Here is a 12695-nt window from a genome sequence, read left to right on the forward strand (position 1 = left end):
AAGCAGGTCACTCAGCCGGGCTCGGGAGCGCGAACGAATAGGCACGCCCCTTGGCGCAGCCCTTGCAGGTGCCGACGAACCGCGGAACGGGACGTCCGCCTTCCTCGGCCAGGGCACAGCTTCCCGTTCACGGTGCTCCGGGTGTAGCTGGGCTGCCGCCAGCCCGGATCGTCGAACACCACCGGCGTCCAGGCGGCGAACGTCAGCAGCCCGCCGCCGTCCGCCTCGTTGATCATCAAGTGGCAGCCGTCGCGGGAGGCCGTGTCGTCACGCGGGTCCGCAGCGGGGTTCCAGCGCGAGTTCAGCCGCCATCCGGCGGCCTCCACCGCGTCGCGGACGTCCTCGAAGCCCGCGGTCCCGTCCCCCGCGACCGCGATCACCACCACCGGCCGCCGCCCGATCTCCTCCTCGCGGAACCGGACGAGGTCGTCCCACTCCCGCACGACGACCGGAGCCCGCTCCGGGAACAGCCCCGAGGCGATCTCCAGCAGGCCGTCCCGCAGGGCCGCCCCCTCCGCCCGGCCGAGATCGGGGGCCAGGGGTGTCACTTGGCGGCGGTGAGGGCTTCGTAGAGGTGTTCCCAGGTGTCGGTGACCGGGTCGGGCCCGTACTCGGCGGCCTTCTTGAGGGCGGCCTGGGAGAGGTCGCGGCGGAGCTCCTCGTCCTCGATCAGGCGGATGATGCCCGCGGCGAGGGCGTCCACGTCGCGTTCGGGGACGAGCAGGCCGTCCTGGCCGTCGGTGACCAGCTCGCGCGGGCCGACCGGGCAGTTAAAGCTGACGACCGGGAGGCCGCAGTTCATGGCCTCCAGCAGGACCATGCCGAAGCCCTCGGACTTGGAGCTCATCGCGAAGACCGAGCCCTTGGCCAGCTCGTCGTCCAGGCGGTTCGTGGAGCCCGTCAGGAAGACGTGGTTGTAGAGGTGCTTGGCGAGGATCAGCTTGCGGAGCTTGTTCTCGTCCGGGCCGCCGCCGTGAATGCGGAGCGTCCAGTCCGGGTGGGCCTCGACGACCTGGCCGAACGCCTCGATCAGCATGTCGAAGCCCTTGTTGCCGTCGAGCCGCCCGGCGCTGACGACCTGGTGCCGGGAGAAGTCGGTGCGCGGGACGTCCAGGGAGTGCAGCGCGTTCGGGATGCGCTCGACCCGGACGCCGGGGAACGCCTCGGCGTAGGCGGCGCGGTCCTCCTCGGTGAGGCAGACGATCGCGTCCATGCCCTGGTAGGCCGCGTCGATCGCCTCGCGCCACTCGCCCTTGTGCGTGGACAGGCCCGCGTGCTCCTGGACGACCCGGACCAGCGCCTCGTCCGCGAACTCGGCGATGACCAGGTTGATCGTGGGCCGGGTGCCGACCACGATCCGGCCCTCCAGGCCGCGCAGGAAGCGGATCATCGCGTTGATCCGGCGGCGCTTGTCGGCGTTCTCCGAGACGCCCGCGGGGAACCGGTCGTGCCAGGAGGTGTCCTCCTCGCCCTCGTACCGGTCCCAGTCGACGTAGGAGCCGGACCGGTTGTCGACCAGCGCGGTGACGCGGACCCGGTCGTCCAGCGGGAACGGCGGCTCCTCGTGGTAGCGCAGCATGGTCGCGATCTCGACGTCGTGCCCGCGCTCGACCATCGTGTTGGCCTGGTTGAACACCGTCCGGACGGTGCCGCCGACGCCGAACGCGTTGTAGATCAGGTAGGTCAGCTTCACGCGGACGCCCCCTTCGCGGAGTCGCGCCGCGCGCAGCGGACGGACAGGTGGTCGCCGTCGGTGTAGTACGGCAGGACGTCCACGCCCGCCTCGGTCTGTTCGGGGAACTTCACGATCTGCTTCTTACCCGGCAGGTCGTCGTGGTGACGCCCCACCCGCAGCACCAGCTTCTTGCCGCCGCGCGCCGAGACCAGGTGCAGGTCCCAGTGCTCGCGGGGCAGCGCGTCCCGGACGGCCAGGTCGCGGACGGGCACGACCGCCTCGAAGTGCGGGCCGTCGGTGACCACGGGGAAGAACAGCCGGGACGGCGTGCGCTCGGCGGACCGGGTCACGCTGCGCTTCAGCCGGTTCACGATCCGGTCGGCGACGGTGGGGGCGGGGGCCTTGCGGCGCTCGCGGGAGGTGAGCCGGAGCGTCCACGGCTCGTCGACGGGGGTCTCGTCCGGCGTTCCGCCGGTGACGACGGTGCCGAGGATGCGGATGTGGCCGTCGCGCGGCCAGACCTGTCCGATCTCGGCGTGGGAGCCCTCTCCCACGCTGGTCTCCGCCGCCATCCTCGCCCTTTCGTCGCCGTCCACGGACTCCGAAGTATCACAGATCGCGAGAAGTGCTCGAAACCGGTTCGGAGAACCAGCCGAGGGCGGCCGCCAGGGCCGCGAAGGGGACCACGGGCAGCAGGTAGCGGTAGTCGAAGTCGGCGCTGAACGGGGGCACGATGAGCAGCGCGAACCCGGTCGCCCAGGGCAGCAGGGCGACCCCTCCCCAGTCGCGGGCGCGGCGTGCGACACCGGCCAGGCCGACCAGCAGGAGGACGCCGAGCAGCGCCCCGGGAAGGAAGACGACCTTCTGGTACGCACGCATCCAGCCCGCGAAGGGCTCGACGATGCGCGGGGCCGCCGTGCCCCGGCCGTAGGCGCGGGCGGGCTTCACGGCGGACTTCGGCTGCCAGTGGCGGGACGGGAAGCGGTACTCGCGGACCGTCCAGGACGTCGGGTAGTCGGACCGTCCCCAGGAGAACGAGCGGGCGGTGTCGCGCAGGCCCCGGCTCAGGTAGTCGCCGGGCTGGGCGGCGATCGCGGCCTGGGCGAACCGGGACGCGCGGCGGTTGCCCTCCTCGTCGGCGACGCCGTCCGGCATCGTCCGGAAGGGCGAGCGCGGCCCCCAGAGGGCGGCGTATCCGGGCGCCACGCCCGGCATGTCGTGCTTCCAGTCGTGGCAGAGGCCGGCGAGGGACGGCGGCGGCTTGATCTTGGCGCAGTCGGCGAACGCGGCGGTCCGCCCGTAGAAGAAGAAGCCGTTGGTGGCGGACAGCTCGAACCGCCCGTGCGCCTCGTCGTACCAGCTCGCATAGCCGCAGAGGAGGACGGCGAAGATCGCGACCATCGCCCCCAGCGGCCGCCACCGCGCCAACCGCCCTGCCGCCTGCCGCTGCGTGCCTTCCGAGAGCTCGGCGCCGGCCGCCCTGCGCTCGGCGAGCCTGTCCGCCAGGTTCCGGACGGCGAGGTAGGCGACCGCGATGAACAGCAGCGGGATGCCGACCGTCCGGGTGAGGGCGGCGGCGGCGAGCAGGACGCCCGCGAGCAGGCCGAGCCGCCAGGTGACGCGCCGCCGCCACAGCAGGGCCGCGACGGCGGCGACGGCGAGGAACTCGAACAGCACGTCCGACATGAGCATGTGTTCGAGCTGGATCTGGTACGCGTCGAACAGGACGGGCACGGCGACGGCGGTGCTGAGCAGCCCGGCGGCCCACGGCCTGCCGGGCCACCGGCTGCTCGTCCAGCGCCAGGTGACGGCGTACAGCAGGACGGCCGTGCCGAGGCCCAGCAGGTTCTGCACCGCCACGACCAGCCGGAAGTCGTGGAACGGGTGCAGGAACCAGAGCATCAGCGAGTAGCCCGACGGCCGCAGCGGCGACGGGGTGAAGTGCAGCGCGCTCTTCAGGTAGGTGCCGGAGTCGCCGAACCAGAACACGGTCGGGTAGCCGAAGAGCGCGACCAGCCGGAGCAGCGCGCCCAGGACGAGCGCGGCGGCGAAGACCCAGTGCGCGCGGGCGGCCCCGGCGGGTGGCCGCGCCGCCCTGAGCCGTGCGCGCACACCGTCCCCGGCCGCCGTGGACACCACAGGTCGCTCCGTCCCCGTCTCACGGTCGCGGCCCGGACTGCGCCGCCCCGTCTAGCGATCAGCCTTCCCGCCGGACAGACGAACATGTCCGGACGAAAGTTCCACGTTTGCTGAATGAATGCCGAAAACCAGGTCCACCCAGGCGTCCTCGACGACACGGAGCCCGTAGGACGCGCGGACCTGGGCGCGCGCGGCCTGCCGGTCGTCCTCCCAGCGGCCCTCGGCGACGGACGAGGCGATCGCCGCGGCCATCTCCTGCGGGTTCTGGTGGATCCAGCGGGCGTCGTAGACCGTGTCCGCACCCGGCCAGGGCAGCACGGCCGGCACCGCGCCGGACGCCATGCCCTCGGCGGGCGCCAGGTGGAAGCTCTCGTCGTCGCTGGTGGACAGGACGAACCCGATCCGGCGCAGCCACGCGGGCACGTCCCGGCCGTACGCGTCGAACACGACGCCGCCCGCCAGCGCCTTCGAGCGCCGGACGCGCCGGAACACCTCCTCGTAGTGCTCGCGCTCCTCCGGACGCTCCCAGATCCACCAGTACTCCCAGGGGAGCTTGGACTTCACGAAGAGCGTGTAGCGCGGGTCGTCGCGGCGCAGCTCCTCCAGGACGTCCAGCGCGAGGTCGAAGCGCTTGCGGGACGGCGCGATCCCGATGATCCCGAGGTGGTGCTGGGCGCCGGGCAGCTTCACCCGGTCGAACTGCTCGTCGTCCACCCAGTTCGGGATGACCTGGACCTTGTGCGCGGGCCAGCCCGTCATTTGCAGCGTCAGGTCGGCGTAGTGCGGGCTGACGCAGATGACCTTGTCGACCAGGTCGATGTCGGCCTTCATGGGCCAGCCCGAGTACAGCTCGAACCGGTGCAGCCGGACGACGAGCTTCTGCCCCGGCTTCTTGTTCCGCGAGTACCAGAGCGCGTTCGGGCCGAACCACTCGCAGATGACGACGTCCGCCCACTGGGCGAGTTCGAGACTGCGTTCCGGGTCGTGCGTCTTCAGCGCGGGCCACTTGTCGACCCGGATCTCCATGTCCGGACGGTCGCGCAGGTGGTCGAGCAGTTTCGTGAAGAACTTGAGGTCGTGCCCAGCGACGACGACCTTCAGCTTGCCGTCGCGGCGCGCCTTGGGGAACGTCGTCTCCAGGTAGCCGCGCATACGGCGGACGGCGGCGTCCAGGCTGTAGTCGGCGGCGGCGGTACGGCAGCGCTCGGCAGCCAGCTCGTACAGCTCGGGGTTCTTGCCGATGAGCGTGAGCGCATCGACGACATCGCTCTCGGACGAGGCGAACAGCGGGTAGTCCTCGCCGAACAGCCGCTCGTGCATGGGGTTCCGGTTGAGAACCACCGGAACGCCCAGCGCGCCGCTCTCCAGCACCTTCGTGGAGAGTTCGAGGCTGGTGTCCATGGTGAGGTCGCGCCAGGACAGGGCGACGTCACCGCTCGCCGTGATGCGCATCGCCTCGGCACGCGGATGCCCGCCGTGCCAGACGACGCCGTCGCCGTTCTCCAGGGCGGCCTTCATCGGCGCGGCGAATCCCGCTTCCTGATGAATCTTGTCGCCGACCATGTGGAGTTCGGCCTCCACCCCACGCGCGCGCAGGAGGCGCGGCAGGCGCGTCATCTCCAGCGTGTTCCAGCGCGGCGCGAACTTGCCCGTGTAGACGAGCCGGAGCTTGCCGTCCGGCGCGCCCGATGCGCGCGGTTCGAGACCGTCCGGCAGGACGACCACGGGCGGGAACAGCACGCTCTTGCCCGCCGTCGCCGGGACCGCGGCTTCCAGGAAGGAGCGCAGCTCCTCGGTCTGGCAGAGCAGCACGCGGGACGCGTCGGCGATGCGCCGCAGGTCCCCCTTGGACTTGCCGTCGAACTCGGCCGCCGACTGCGGGACGTCGGTCAGGTACGTCCACAGGCGGCCCTTGAGCGGACCGGCGGCCAGCTGGCCCGCCAGCGCGCGCCCGCGCACCACGGCCAGGTCGAACGGGTTCTGCGCGTCGATCCGCGCGATCACGGCGGCGGCCTCGTGCGGGCGCATCGAGCCCTCGGACGCGGTCAGCCCGTCCTCGTGCGGGGAGAGGACGGTCACGTTCGGCAGCTCGCGCAGCGGGTCGACGAGCCGCCCGGTGCGGACCGGGGCCTTCAGCACGAGCGTGACGTCGCAGCCCGCGCGCGCGAGCGTCTGCACCATGCCCTGGGCCCAGATGGCCGAGCCGTCGATCAGGTTCAGGTCCACGTCTCCGTAGACGAGGGCGCGGGTCAACGCATCTCCTTCAGCGAGGCGGCGTTCAGCGAGGCGGCGTTCAGCGAGGCGGCAGGGGCGTCCAGCGAGGCGACGGGGTCCCAGTCCAGGACGGCCATCGTGGGCGGCGGGTTCTCGCCCCAGAGGACGACGGGCAGGGACCGGGAGCGTGCGATGCCGCGCGCCTCGTCCAGGTCGCGGTCGCGGTCGTACATGCCGGGGACGCCGAGGTAGGCCCACGGCCCGCCCGGCTCGCCCGCGCGCGCGTCCACGACCAGCGCGTCCACGTCGGCGGTCTCCAGGATCGTCCGGACGTCGTGCGGGTGGACCGGCACGACCTCGTACCGCTCGGCGAGCTGCGCCGCCGCGTCCCGGCCGAGGATGCCCGCGATGACCGGGCGGTCGGCGGGGTGCTGCACGAGCAGCCGGTCCTCGGGCCGCTCCAGCCGCTCGGAGCGGCGCATCGCGCTCTCCCGCAGCGTCGCCGACTCCAACGGGCGGTCCCGCTGGCGCCACAGCCGGTACAGCTCGCGCGGCAGCCGCGCGGCGCGCCGGCGCGGGTTGCGCGCGGCCCCGGCGACCAGGCGCCCGAACTGGACGGTCGTCGAGGTCTCCAGCGCGGCGAGGCGCCGCTCCAGCTCCTCGACGCGGGCCTCGCTGTCGCGCAGGGCGGCGCGCAGGCGGGCGGATCGGTCACGCACGGAGGTACTCCAGGATCACTTCGGCGATGCGGGGTCCGGCGTGCCCGTCCCACAGCGGCGGCACCCGGTCGCCGGACGGCCGCTCGCCGTCCAGGACCTTGCGCGCCGCGGGGACGAGCTCCTCCAGCGACACCAGCCGGTTGGTGCCGTGGGTGATGGTGATCGGCCGCTCGGTGTTCGGCCGGACGGTCAGGCACGGCACCCCGAGGACGGTCGTCTCCTCCTGGATGCCGCCCGAGTCGGTGACGACGGCGGCCGCGCCGCGCACCGCGGCGACGAAGTCGACGTACCCGAGCGGGTCGAGGACGCGGACCCGGTCGTGCCGGTCGAGCCCGGCCGCGATGAGGTTCGCGCGCCCGCGCGGGTGCACGGGGATGACCAGCTCGGCGATGTCGGCGACACCGTGCAGGCTCTTGACCAGCGCGGCGGCCTTGTCCGGGTCGTCCACGTTCGCGGGCCGGTGCATCGTCGCCAGGACGTACCGCTCCGGCAGCCCGTGCTCGGCGCGCACCTTCGCGGTGTCGAACCGGATCAGGTTGCCGAGCAGCGTGTCGATCATCGGGTTGCCGACGAAGTGCGCCCGGCCGACCGGGATCCCCTCGGCGGCCAGGTGGCCGACCGCCTCCGGGCTGGTCACCAGGCACAGGTCGGACAACTGGTCGGTGAGCCGCCGGTTGACCTCCTCGGGCATGGTCATGTCGAAGCTGCGCAGCCCGGCCTCCACATGGGCGACCGGGATGCCGAGCTTGGCCGCGACCAGGGCGGCGGCGATCGTCGAGTTCACGTCGCCGTACACGATGACCAGCGCCGGTGAACGGCGGATGAACTCCTCCTCAAGCCCGACCAGCAGCGCGGCCGTCTGGGACGCGTGCGAGCCCGACCCGACGCCGAGGTTCACGTCCGGCTCGGGCAGGCCCAGCTCGTCGAAGAAGACCTCCGACATCCGCCGGTCGTAGTGCTGGCCCGTGTGCACGACGGCCTGCCGCGCGCCGCGCTCCGCGAGCGCGGCGATCACCGGCGCCGCCTTCACGAAGTTCGGCCGCGCGCCGAGGACGTGGACGAGTTCGCCTTGGTGTTCACCCACCATTTCACCCACCTGGCTTTCCTTTCTGTTCATCGGACGCGCCTACGCTCGCCCGCCGTGTTGAAACGCTCCGTGTACATGTCGGCGCTCGCCGTCCGGCAGCTCCGGGACGACCCGTCCCGCGCCGGCCGCCTGGCCGTCCGCCTCGCCGCCCGCGCCGCCCCCCGGCTGGGCCGCGCCCGGCTCGCCAAGCCGAAACCGCGCGCGCCCCAGCGCGAGGCCGCCGACCTGCGAGAACTCCTCGCCACCCCGGTCTACCCGGCCCGTCCGGCGGCGCTCAGGGAGGTGCGCGGGGTGCTGATGTTCGTGACCAACTCGCTGCCGGTCACGAACGCGGGCTACACCGTCCGCACGCACCGGATCGCCCTGGCCCAGCGGGACGCCCTCGGCTGGGACACCAACGTGGTGACGCGGCTCGGCCACCCCCTGGCGCAGGGCGTCGGCGACGCGCGCGCACGAGTGGACGTCGATGGCGTCCCGTACCACCGGCTGCTGCCGTGGGTCCCGCCGTCCGACCCGGTGAAGGCCGTCGGCAAGGCCGCGGACCTGGCCGGACGCCTCGTCGAGGAGCTGCGCCCGGATGTCCTGCACGCGGTCAGCGACCACCGGAACGCGGCCGTGGCGCTGGAGCTCGGACGGCGGCACGGGCTGCCCGTCGTGTACGAGGTGCGCGGGTTCCTGGAGGACTCGTGGCTGTCCCGGTCGCCCGAGCACCGCCCGTCCGACGACTTCTACCGGCTGACCCGCGAGCTGGAGACCCGCCGCATGGACGAGGCGGACGCGGTGGTCACGCTGGGCGAGACGATGCGCGCCGAGATCGCCGGGCGCGGCGTGGACCCGGCGAAGATCACCGTGGTGCCGAACGCCGTGGACGAGGCGTTCCTCGGACCGCTGCCCGACGCCGCCGACCTGCGCGCTTCGCTGGGCCTGCCGGACGGCGTGCCGGTCGTCGGCCTGACCTCGTCCTTCTACGGCTACGAGGGCATCGACACGCTGATCGACGCGGCCGCGCTGCTGCGCGCGGGCGGCGACGACGTCACGCTGCTGCTCGTCGGGGACGGCCCGGAGCGCGCGGCGCTCGAACGCCGCGCCGCCGAACGCGGCGTGCGCGCGGTGTTCCCCGGAAGGGTGCCGCCGTCGGACGTCCGTCGCTATCACGCGCTCCTCGATGTGTTCGCGGTCCCCCGGCGGGCCGACCGCGTCTGCCAATTGGTCACGCCCCTCAAACCGCTGGAGGCGATGGCCGGGGGAATCCCAGTAATAGCAAGTGATGTCAGCGCCCTGCGCGAAATCGTGGAACCCGGCGTGACCGGCACGTTAACTCTTCCGGAAGACGCGGCGGCGTGGGCCAATTCCCTGGGGGAGCTCATTTACAGTCCCGAGCTGAGAAAGAAATCAGGACAGGCCGCCCGGGAATGGGTGCGGGCCGAACGCACATGGCGCGCGGTGACCGCCCGCTACCGCGAGGCCTACCGATCCTGAAAGCACGGGAAAACGCTTAAGCGAATCGTTGAGTGAAGGGAGCCACCGGCGTGGATCTGGTGGTCATCGGGCTCGGCTACGTCGGGCTTCCGCTGGTGCGCGAGGCGTGCCGGGCCGGGCTCCGGGTGGGCGGCTACGACCGGGACGAGCGGGTCGTGAACGGGCTCGCCGCGGGCGCGTCGCACATCGACGACGTGTCCGCCGAGGAGGTCGCGGAGATGCTCGCGGCCGGCTTCACCCCCACCCTCTCGGACGAGGTGCTGCAGGGCGCCCGCACGGTGGTGATCTGCGTCCCCACCCCGCTCTCCCCGGAGGGCGGGCCGGACCTCACCGCCGTGCGCGGCGCGGCCGAGACGATCGCGGGACGGCTCACCCGCGGCACGCTGGTCGTGCTGGAGTCGACCACCTACCCGGGCACGACCGAGGAGGTCGTCCGGCCGATCCTGGAGACGTCCGGACTGACCGCCGGGGAGGACTTCCACCTGGCGTTCTCCCCGGAGCGGATCGACCCGGGCAACCCGGTCTACGGCGTCCGCAACACCCCGAAGATCGTCGGCGGGCTGACCCCGGCGTGCGCGTCGGCCGCCGCCGCGTTCTACGGCAAGTTCGTCGAGCGGGTCGTGCAGGCCAAGGGCACCCGCGAGGCCGAGATGGCCAAGCTGCTGGAGAACACCTACCGGCACGTGAACATCGCGCTGGTCAACGAGATGGCGGTGTTCTGCCACGAGCTCGGCATCGACCTGTGGGACGCGATCGACTGCGCCGCCACCAAGCCGTTCGGGTTCCAGGCGTTCCGCCCCGGACCGGGCGTCGGCGGGCACTGCATCCCGATCGACCCGAACTACCTGTCGTACAAGGTCAGGTCGCTGGGCTACCCGTTCCGGTTCGTCGAGCTGGCGCAGGAGATCAACGACCGGATGCCGCGGTACGTGGCCGAGCGCGCGCAGCAGCTGCTCAACCGCGAGGGCCGCGCGCTGAAGGACGCCAAGGTCCTGCTGCTCGGCGTCACCTACAAGGCCGACATCGCCGACCAGCGCGAGTCCCCGGCCCGCCCGGTCGCGCGCCGGCTGATCCGGCTCGGCGCGGACGTCGCCTTCCACGACCCGTACGTGGAGTCCTGGCAGGTGGACGGCGATGACGTGCGCGCCGCCGAGGGCGAGCTGAGCGCCGCCCTGGCCGAGGCGGACCTGGCGATCGTGCTGGCCGACCACGCCGCCTACGACCCCGCGCTGCTCGCCCGGCACGCCCGGCTGCTGTTCGACACCCGCGGCCGGACCCGCGCGTTCGCCGGAGCGGGCGCCGAGCTTCTATGAGCGAACTCCACCTTCCCGCCGTCCGGAATTCATCGGCAATTTCCACTGCCAGCGCAGAATTCCCAGGAGATCACCGTCGCCCATCCGGAGTGAGTGGAATGCGGGTCTGCGTCTGCACGGTCGTGCACCATCCCGAGGACGCGCGGATTCTGCACCGGCAGATCCGCGCGCTTCTCGACGCCGGGCACGAGGTCACCTATATCGCCCCGTTCCGGGCGACGAACTCGACACCGTGGCGGGAGGTGTCGCCGGTGGACGTGCCGCGCGCCACCGGCCGCCGCCGGCTGCACGCGCTGCGCGCCGCGCACCGCGCCCTGGCCGAGCACGCGGGGTACGCCGACGTGGTCCTGCTGCACGACCCGGAGCTGCTGGTCGGCCTGCCCCGCGCGGTCCGCCGCAAGGCGACGGTCGTCTGGGACGTGCACGAGGACACCGCCGCGGCGCTGACCGCCAAGGGCTGGCTCCCGGCGCCGCTCGCGCCGCTGCTGCGGCCGTTCGTCCGCCGCCTCGAAAAGCGCGCCGAGCGCCGCCACCACCTGCTGCTCGCCGAGGAGGGCTACCGGGACCGGTTCCGGCTGCCGCACCCGGTCGTCCCGAACACCACCTACGTCGCCGAGGACGCGCCCGCCGCGCCGGACGACCGCCGGGTGGTCTACGTCGGCCACCTGTCGGCCGCGCGGGGCGCCCTGGACATGATCGAGACGGCCCGGCTCGTCGCGGCCGAGGGCGTGCTGGTCGAGCTGATCGGCTCCGCCGACCCCGAGATCCGCCAGGCGCTGCGGGACGCGCAGCTCGAAGGCGTGCTGCGCTGGTACGGGTTCGTCCCGAACGACCGCGCGCTGCGCATCGCCGAGGGCGCCATGGCCGGGCTCGCCCTGCTGCACGACGAGCCGAACTACCGGCACTCCATGCCGACCAAGGTCGTGGAGTACATGGCCCGCGGCATCCCGGTCATCACGACCCCGAACCCGCCCGCCGTCGCGATCGTCGAGCCGTCCGGCTGCGGGAAGGTCGTGCCGTTCACCGACCCGATGGCCGTCGCGGCGGCGATCCGGCAGCTCCGCGCCGACCCCGAGCTGCGGACGGCCATGGGCGAGCGGGGCCACGCCACGGCCCGCGCGCGCTTCCACTGGCCGACGCAGGCGATCCCGTTCGTCCACCAGCTGGAGCAGTGGGCCGCGGGCGCGACGGGTGTCGCCGAGCCGCAGCCCGCACCGGCCGCCGGTGTGGCAACTGATGTCGCGACCAAGTTGAACGGCGCGGCCGACGCCGGTTCGCCGATCCCGCCGGGCAGCGGTCTGCAGGGTGCGCCGGACGCAGGGCTGGGCGGCGCCGCCGGGCTGGACCCGGCTACGCCCGCCGGATCCCCGGGACCGAGTCGCCGGCCAGCCTGAACCCGCCGGTGTCCGGCCAGCTCTCCACCGGCTTCAGCGCCCGGTCGAGGACGACGCCGGACGGGTAGACGTCCATGGGCAGGCGCGGGTCGGGACGGACCGTCCCGTCCGCCTGCACTCGCGGGGTGTCGGTGTAGAGGAAGCCGCGCCCGCGGTAGTACCGGTGCAGCCGGATGTTGTCGGTCCACACGTCGATGCGCATGATCTCGGCGCGCCAGGCGAGCCGCCCCCACTCGCCCGCCCACTCGATCAGCCGCTCGCCGAGGCGCAGGCCCGCGTAGCGGCGGTCGATGACGAGCCGGTGCAGGAAGACCGTCCTCAGCTTCAGCTCGTCCTCGGTCCAGAGCCCGGCGCCCGGGATCCGGGTGATGTAGGTGGTGGCGACCGGCCGGTCCCCGTCGGTCACGAGCCAGGTGACCCCCGGGCTGTGGCCGTCGTCGCCGGTCTCCCGGGAGACCTCGATCCCCCGCCGGACGCGTTTCTCCCGCTCCGCCGCGTTCGGCCACGGCTCGGCCCACTGGCTCGTCCCCTGGCCGCGCAGCCAGCGTGCCGCGTCGTCGATGAGGCGGATGATGCCGGGGACGTCGTCGTCACCGGCACGGCGAATGCTCAAGTCTGCGCTGTTCATGGCTCCGTGAAGCTGCCGAAGGCTCCGTGTGGGACCGCCGGCCTCCC

Annotated in this window: 11 protein-coding genes; 3 read left to right on the forward strand and 8 right to left on the reverse strand. The window is 72.8% G+C overall.

Going from position 1 to position 12695, the window contains the following annotated elements; all coding sequences use genetic code 11:
• Nucleotides 1-11: 11 nt before the first annotated feature.
• From FHU30_RS03315 to wecB, 7 genes are all read right to left on the reverse strand, one after another.
• The gene (locus FHU30_RS03315; RefSeq protein ID WP_253871278.1) at nt 12-548 is read right to left on the reverse strand and encodes a hypothetical protein; all 537 of its coding nucleotides are present in this window, start codon (nt 546-548) and stop codon (nt 12-14) included.
• Complete coding sequence (locus tag FHU30_RS03320; RefSeq protein ID WP_253871280.1) at nt 545-1693, reverse strand: glycosyltransferase family 4 protein; 1149 nt, start codon at nt 1691-1693, stop codon at nt 545-547. Before FHU30_RS03320 ends, FHU30_RS03315 begins: the two co-directional genes overlap by 4 nt.
• Complete coding sequence (locus FHU30_RS03325; protein WP_253871282.1) at nt 1690-2229, reverse strand: hypothetical protein; 540 nt, start codon at nt 2227-2229, stop codon at nt 1690-1692. The genes FHU30_RS03320 and FHU30_RS03325 overlap by 4 nt, the downstream gene beginning before the upstream one ends.
• A 55-nt stretch (nt 2230-2284) precedes the next feature.
• The gene (locus tag FHU30_RS03330) at nt 2285-3814 is read right to left on the reverse strand and encodes a hypothetical protein (RefSeq protein ID WP_253871284.1); all 1530 of its coding nucleotides are present in this window, start codon (nt 3812-3814) and stop codon (nt 2285-2287) included.
• Between the two features lie 51 nt (nt 3815-3865).
• Entirely contained in the window at nt 3866-5995 is a 2130-nt protein-coding gene (locus FHU30_RS03335) for a glycosyltransferase (RefSeq protein ID WP_253871888.1), read from the reverse strand.
• A gap of 68 nt (nt 5996-6063) precedes the next feature.
• Nucleotides 6064-6747, reverse strand: a complete 684-nt coding sequence (locus tag FHU30_RS03340) for a hypothetical protein (protein WP_253871286.1) — start codon at nt 6745-6747, stop codon at nt 6064-6066.
• Nucleotides 6740-7834 carry a non-hydrolyzing UDP-N-acetylglucosamine 2-epimerase gene (gene wecB, locus FHU30_RS03345; RefSeq protein WP_253871890.1) on the reverse strand — a complete coding sequence of 365 codons (1095 nt, stop codon included), beginning with the start codon at nt 7832-7834 and terminating at the stop codon, nt 6740-6742. Before wecB ends, FHU30_RS03340 begins: the two co-directional genes overlap by 8 nt.
• 54 nt (nt 7835-7888) lie before the next feature.
• Here wecB and FHU30_RS03350 point away from each other — a divergent pair, with 54 nt between their 5' ends.
• The 3 genes from FHU30_RS03350 (at nt 7889) to FHU30_RS03360 (ending at nt 12020) form a co-directional block, all read left to right on the forward strand.
• A complete protein-coding gene (locus tag FHU30_RS03350) occupies nt 7889-9313 on the forward strand; it encodes a glycosyltransferase family 4 protein (RefSeq protein ID WP_253871288.1) in 1425 nt (474 codons plus the stop codon).
• Nucleotides 9314-9363: 50 nt separating this feature from the next.
• On the forward strand, nt 9364-10626 hold the full coding sequence (locus tag FHU30_RS03355; protein WP_253871300.1) for a nucleotide sugar dehydrogenase: 1263 nt from the start codon (nt 9364-9366) through the stop codon (nt 10624-10626).
• A 98-nt stretch (nt 10627-10724) separates the two neighbouring features.
• The gene (locus FHU30_RS03360) at nt 10725-12020 is read left to right on the forward strand and encodes a glycosyltransferase family 4 protein (RefSeq protein WP_253871892.1); all 1296 of its coding nucleotides are present in this window, start codon (nt 10725-10727) and stop codon (nt 12018-12020) included.
• Here the strand turns inward: FHU30_RS03360 and FHU30_RS03365 are convergent.
• A complete protein-coding gene (locus FHU30_RS03365; protein ID WP_253871301.1) occupies nt 11977-12633 on the reverse strand; it encodes a GNAT family N-acetyltransferase in 657 nt (218 codons plus the stop codon). The two genes, FHU30_RS03360 and FHU30_RS03365, sit on opposite strands and share 44 nt — an antisense overlap.
• Nucleotides 12634-12695 lie beyond the last annotated feature (62 nt).

Source organism: Actinomadura rupiterrae, assembly GCF_024172125.1.
In the GTDB taxonomy this organism is placed as follows: domain Bacteria; phylum Actinomycetota; class Actinomycetes; order Streptosporangiales; family Streptosporangiaceae; genus Spirillospora; species Spirillospora rupiterrae.